We start from the raw sequence: 5,089 nt of genomic DNA, 5'->3' as shown, positions 1-5,089 counted from the left end.
GGGCTTTCAGGTCGATGTAACTCGCAAGACACCTCGGTAGGCCCCCTCTCCCTCTGGGAGAGGGCTGGGGTGAGGGTCAGCTTTTGCTTCAGGGTTCCAACCCGATCCCCCGCAATATCACACTCGTCACCGTCTGCACCGCCCGCTCGAACTGCATGTCCGACAACGGCTGGTGCTCATTCAGAATATTCACCTGATGATCAAAGTCGGCATAGTGCTGGGTCGACGCCCAGATCATGTACAGCAGACTCGACGGCTCCACCGGCAAAATCCGCTTGTCCTCGACCCACTGGCGAATCTTCGCTTCCTTCATCTTCGCCCAGTCATACAGGCTGACATCCAGCGCCTCACCTAACGTCGGCGCGCCGTGGATGATTTCGTTGGCCCAGACTTTCGAACCGTACGGCCGGCTGCGCGAGTGGTTCATCTTGGCGCGGATGTAGCTGCTCAGCACCACGCGCGGATCATCAAACATCTCGAAGCACAGTGCGTCTTGCTTCCACACTTCCAGCAGGTCGAACAGCACCGCGCTGTACAGCTCGCTCTTGGTGCTGAAGTAGTAATGCAGGTTGGAACGTGGCAGTTGCACTTCAGCCGCGATGTCGGCCATGGCCGTGCCGCCAAAGCCTTTTTCGGCGAAGACTTTTTCCGCCGCGAGGAGAATTTTCTCGACGTTGTTGCGACGAATCTCGATCTTGTGATTGCCCATGAGGGCTCCCTGACAACAGCGTTGCCCAAGACTAGCATCCGCTCTGGTCCGCGGGCGACCGCTGCAAACAAAACTTCGTGCTGGCGTGAGCGGATGGCTAAACTGACGCTTCTTCAATCCTGCCTCAGAGGTATTCGCGATGCTGTTCAAGAACGTCCTGACCACCACTGCCCTGCTCGCTTCGCTGTTTGCCGCATCCTCGGTATTTGCCCACGCCCACCTGAAAAGCCAGACCCCGGCCGCCGATAGCACAGTCGCCGCTCCCGCCGATTTGCGCCTGACCTTTTCTGAAGGCGTCGAAGCCAGTTTCACCAAAGTCACCGTGACCAAGGATGGTGCGCCGGTCGCCGTTAAGCCGTTGACCACCGAAGGCGACAAGAAAACCCTGATCGTCACCCCCGCCGCTCCGCTGACCGCCGGCGAGTACAAAGTCGAATGGCACGCGGTGTCGGTCGATACGCACAAAAGCGAAGGCGCTTATCAGTTCAAGGTTGGTCAGTAATTCATGAGTGAAGCGCTGGTGCTGTGCCGCTTTGTGCATTTCATCGTGGTGTTGATGCTGTTCGGGGCCTGGTTGTTCAGGCCGTTGCTGCTCAGGGATGAGGCGCTGCAAGTGGACCGGCACCTGGCGCGACTGACGCGTTGGCTGGCCGTTGTGGCGCTGGTCAGCGGGATTGCCTGGGCGCTGTTGATCACTGCGAGTATGGCCGGTTCGGTAGCGGCGGCGTTTGATCCGGACACGGTTGCACTGGTGTTGGGCAATACGTTTTTCGGTCAGGTGTGGCGCTGGCATCTGCTGATCAATGCCGCGCTGTTGGCGTTGCTGCTTACGCCTTGGCATTCGAACATGCCGTTGCGGTTGGGCTTGAGTGCGTTGTTGTTGGCAACCCTCGCACCGGTCGGGCATGGCGCCATGCTCGATGGCGTGAGCGGGCAATTGCTGATTCTCAACCAGATCGTGCATCTGATCTGTGTGGCGGCGTGGCTGGGCGGGCTGTTGTTGCTGGTGATGATTCTGCGTCAGCCGACGGAGCCGATGCCGGCGATTTTGCAGCGTTTCAGCGGGGTCGGCTATGCCTTGGTCGCGGGGTTGCTGATCACGGGGTTGATCAATGTGCGCGTGCTGACTGGCCAGTGGTGGCCGACGCCGCTGTTCAGCGGGTTTGCGTTGATCCTGTTGATCAAGGCGATGATCGTGCTGGGGATGCTTGGGCTAGCGCTGTTCAACCGCTTGCGGGTTGATGATTGCGAACAGCGCATGGGCACGCTCAGGCGCAGTGTGATGCTCGAATGGCTGTTGGGCATTGGCGCGGTGGCGGCCGTCTCGCTGCTCGGCACCCTGCCCCCGATGATCACTGCCTGAAGATCACAGAGCCCCCTGTAGGAGTGAGCCTGCTCGCGATAGCGGTGTACCAGTGACGAATCTTCCGACTGACACACCGCTATCGCGAGCAGGCTCACTCCTACAATTGGATCTGTGTGTTGATCAGTGAGGTTGGGTGTTGCCTGCTGCGGTGTCGATGCTGACGACCACCGACATCCCCGGACGCAACCGTTCCTCTTCCTGTTGATCCGGATCGATGGTGATCCGCACCGGCACCCGCTGGGCAATTTTCACAAAGTTGCCGGTCGCGTTATCCGCCTGCAACAACGCAAATTCAGAACCAGTCCCCGGCGAAATATGCTGCACATGCCCGGTGAATTTACGGTGGTTCAAGGCATCGACGGTGAAGCGCACCGGTTGCCCGACGCGCACATTGTCCATCTGGGTTTCCTTCATGTTGGCGATCACCCATTTCTGGTTCGGCACCAACGCCATCAACTGCGCCCCGGAGTTGACGTAGGCGCCGAGACGCACGCCGATCTGCCCGAGCTGACCGTCACGCGGGGCAACGATGCGCGTGTTCGACAGGTCGATCCGCGCCAGTTGCACCGCTGCTTCGGCGCTGGCCACCGCCGCTTCCAGCGAGCCACGATTGACGATCACCGTTTGCAGATCCTGGCGGGCGATTTCCAGATTGGCCTTGGCCTGCGCCACCCCCGCAACACTCTGCGCATTCGCCGCCAGTGCTACATCCATCTCACGCTTGGACACCGAACCGTCGCGCACCAATTCCTGGTTACGGCGCAGATCGGCCTCGCTCTTGCGCAACTGCGCTTCGCTGTCGGCCTGTACGGCCTGACGCAATTTGATCGTCGCCTCGGCGCTGTTGCGTTGCTGCACGACATTGGCCAATGCGGCTTTCTGTACCGCCAGTTGCGCCAGCGACTGGTCGAGGCGCTGCTGATAGATGCGGTCGTCCAGGCGCACCAGCAAATCCCCGGCCTTCACGTACTGGAAATCCTGCACCGGCACTTCATAGACATAACCGGCGAGTTGCGGGCCGATGATCGTTACCTGGCCGCGAATCAGGGCGTTTTCGGTGGTCTCGACGGCACTGCTGAATGGCGGCAGTTGCCAGGCATACAGCACGATCAACACACCGACGATGGCAATCGCCGCGAAGCCCATTGAAGAGATGATCCGCACCCGCAGCGAGCGCGGCTCGGTGTTCGGTGATGACGGCGGCGCTACACCTTCAGGTGTGGCGGCAATGGCATTGGTGGTCGTGGTGGTCGGTTCGGTCATGAAGAAGTGGCACCGCTCGAAGGTGTGGATGGCGCTGGGGCGACGGCTTTGGTGGTGCTCATCAGCCACAGCGCGCGAATGGACAGCCAGATCATGGTCAGCACCGCAATCACGGCGATCAGCATGAACACATCGTTATAGGCCAGCACGTTGGCCTCACGGGTGGCGGCATTGGACAGGCTGCGAATACCCGCCAGGTTGCGCAGACTCGGGTCGGCCAACAGCGAACCGTAGGCCGAGCCGCCGCTCTGCACGCGTGCAGCCACCAACGGGTCAGACAGCGTCAGGTGCTCAACGATGTGACTGGAATGAAATTTTTCCCGGACGATCTGGAAGGTGCCCAGAAGCGCCGCGCCCAGCAGGCCGCCGAGGTTATTGCAGATCCCGAACAGCACGGAAAAGCTCACCAGATTACGCGGATTGGTCAGCACGTTACGGGTGCCGAAGACCATGGTCGGGCCGAGGAAAAACGTGCTGCCGAAGGCCAGCAGGAATTGACTGAAATAGAGGTTTTCCGGGCGCGTCAGGTTGTTGGAAAAGCTGTCCATCACCGACCCGGTGGCCATCAGACCCAGCGAGATGATCAACGGCATCAGCAGGTGTTTGGGGTCGATCGTCAGTGCGCTGGTCAACAACCCGGCGACACTGCCGATCAGCATCACCACGTAGAGGCTGTGCAACTGCTCATAGCCCATGTTCAGGTTCTGCATGAAACCCACCGCACCGGTGGACTGCTCCGAGGTGACCATACGAATCAGGGTCACCGCCAGCGCCAGGCGGATCATCGTCCCGCTGCCCAGCCAGCGGGTCATCAGCAGCGGGTTGCTGCGGTTATGTTCGATGGCCAGACCGGCGATGATCAAGGCAATCGAAGCAGCCAACGCATAGCCGATCCAGTCGGCCTCCAGCCACCAATCGATCCGCCCGAGCGACAACACCGCACACAGCAACGCCACGCCAGTGGCGAGAATGGCAAAGGTGAGAAAGTCGAGTTTTTCAAAGGTTTTGAAGCGGTCGCCCGGCGGCAACTTGAGCATCAATACACAGCCCAGCGAGAGCAGCGCCATACCCAATTCGAACAGGTACAAACCCCGCCATTCGGCGATCTGCAGCAAGTCTTCGGAAAATAATCGCGCCAATGGCAGCGCCAGTTGGGAAGTGCCGAGGCCGAGCACCAACGCCTTCATCCGCCACTTCGCCGGGAACGCCTGAACCATGTAATACAGACCCAGCGAACTCAGCGCTGCGCCGACCATGCCGTGGGCCGCGCGCACCGCCACCGCCGAATTGAGGTCATTGACGAACAAATGGCCGAAGGTCACCAGCGCATACAACACCAGGAACACTTCGGTGAACGCACGCAACCCGAACTGCTGGCGAAACTTCACCAGCAGCAGGTTCATCGACACGTTGGTCATCACGAACGCTGCCGGCAGCCAGGCCATTTCCGCGGTGGTCGCACCGAGTGCGCCTTGCAGGTAAGGCAGGTTGGCCACCACCAGCGAGTTGCCCAAACCACCGGTGACCGCCACCAGCACACCGACCAGCGCATAGGCCAGGCGCTTGGGATTGGAATGCAACGGCGTCGAGGGGGAACCGGGCAGACTGGGTTTTTCGTGGGGCTGCCAGTTGCGCGGGGCGTATTGATCCATTGCAAGGCCTTGTGCGGAAGGTCGGTGAAGTTTGCCGCAAATTCACCGGCAACACACATCCCATGGACAACACAGATACTTGTAGGAGCTGTCGAGTGA

At 60.2% G+C, this 5,089-nt stretch carries 5 protein-coding genes; 2 read left to right on the top strand and 3 right to left on the bottom strand.

Features of this window, described 5'->3' with window-relative positions; translation table 11 throughout:
- Positions 1-88: 88 nt before the first annotated feature.
- The gene (locus PMI23_RS27620; RefSeq protein ID WP_007919317.1) at positions 89-709 is read right to left on the bottom strand and encodes a TetR/AcrR family transcriptional regulator; all 621 of its coding nucleotides are present in this window, start codon (positions 707-709) and stop codon (positions 89-91) included.
- A 139-nt stretch (positions 710-848) separates the two neighbouring features.
- Here PMI23_RS27620 and copC point away from each other — a divergent pair, with 139 nt between their 5' ends.
- A complete protein-coding gene (copC, locus tag PMI23_RS27615; protein WP_007950238.1) occupies positions 849-1,211 on the top strand; it encodes a copper homeostasis periplasmic binding protein CopC in 363 nt (120 codons plus the stop codon).
- Positions 1,212-1,214: 3 nt separating this feature from the next.
- On the top strand, positions 1,215-2,072 hold the full coding sequence (copD, locus tag PMI23_RS27610; protein WP_007915120.1) for a copper homeostasis membrane protein CopD: 858 nt from the start codon (positions 1,215-1,217) through the stop codon (positions 2,070-2,072).
- 123 nt (positions 2,073-2,195) lie between these two features.
- On the opposite strand, the gene PMI23_RS27605 is transcribed toward copD, so the two are convergent.
- Both PMI23_RS27605 and PMI23_RS27600 read right to left on the bottom strand, forming a co-directional pair.
- On the bottom strand, positions 2,196-3,338 hold the full coding sequence (locus PMI23_RS27605) for an HlyD family secretion protein (RefSeq protein ID WP_007915117.1): 1,143 nt from the start codon (positions 3,336-3,338) through the stop codon (positions 2,196-2,198).
- Entirely contained in the window at positions 3,335-4,990 is a 1,656-nt protein-coding gene (locus PMI23_RS27600; protein WP_007915115.1) for an MFS transporter, read from the bottom strand. Before PMI23_RS27600 ends, PMI23_RS27605 begins: the two co-directional genes overlap by 4 nt.
- Positions 4,991-5,089: the final 99 nt, after the last annotated feature.

This window comes from Pseudomonas sp. GM24 (assembly GCF_000282235.1).
In the GTDB taxonomy this organism is placed as follows: domain Bacteria; phylum Pseudomonadota; class Gammaproteobacteria; order Pseudomonadales; family Pseudomonadaceae; genus Aquipseudomonas.
This window is presented reverse-complemented; position numbering and strand designations above follow the sequence as displayed.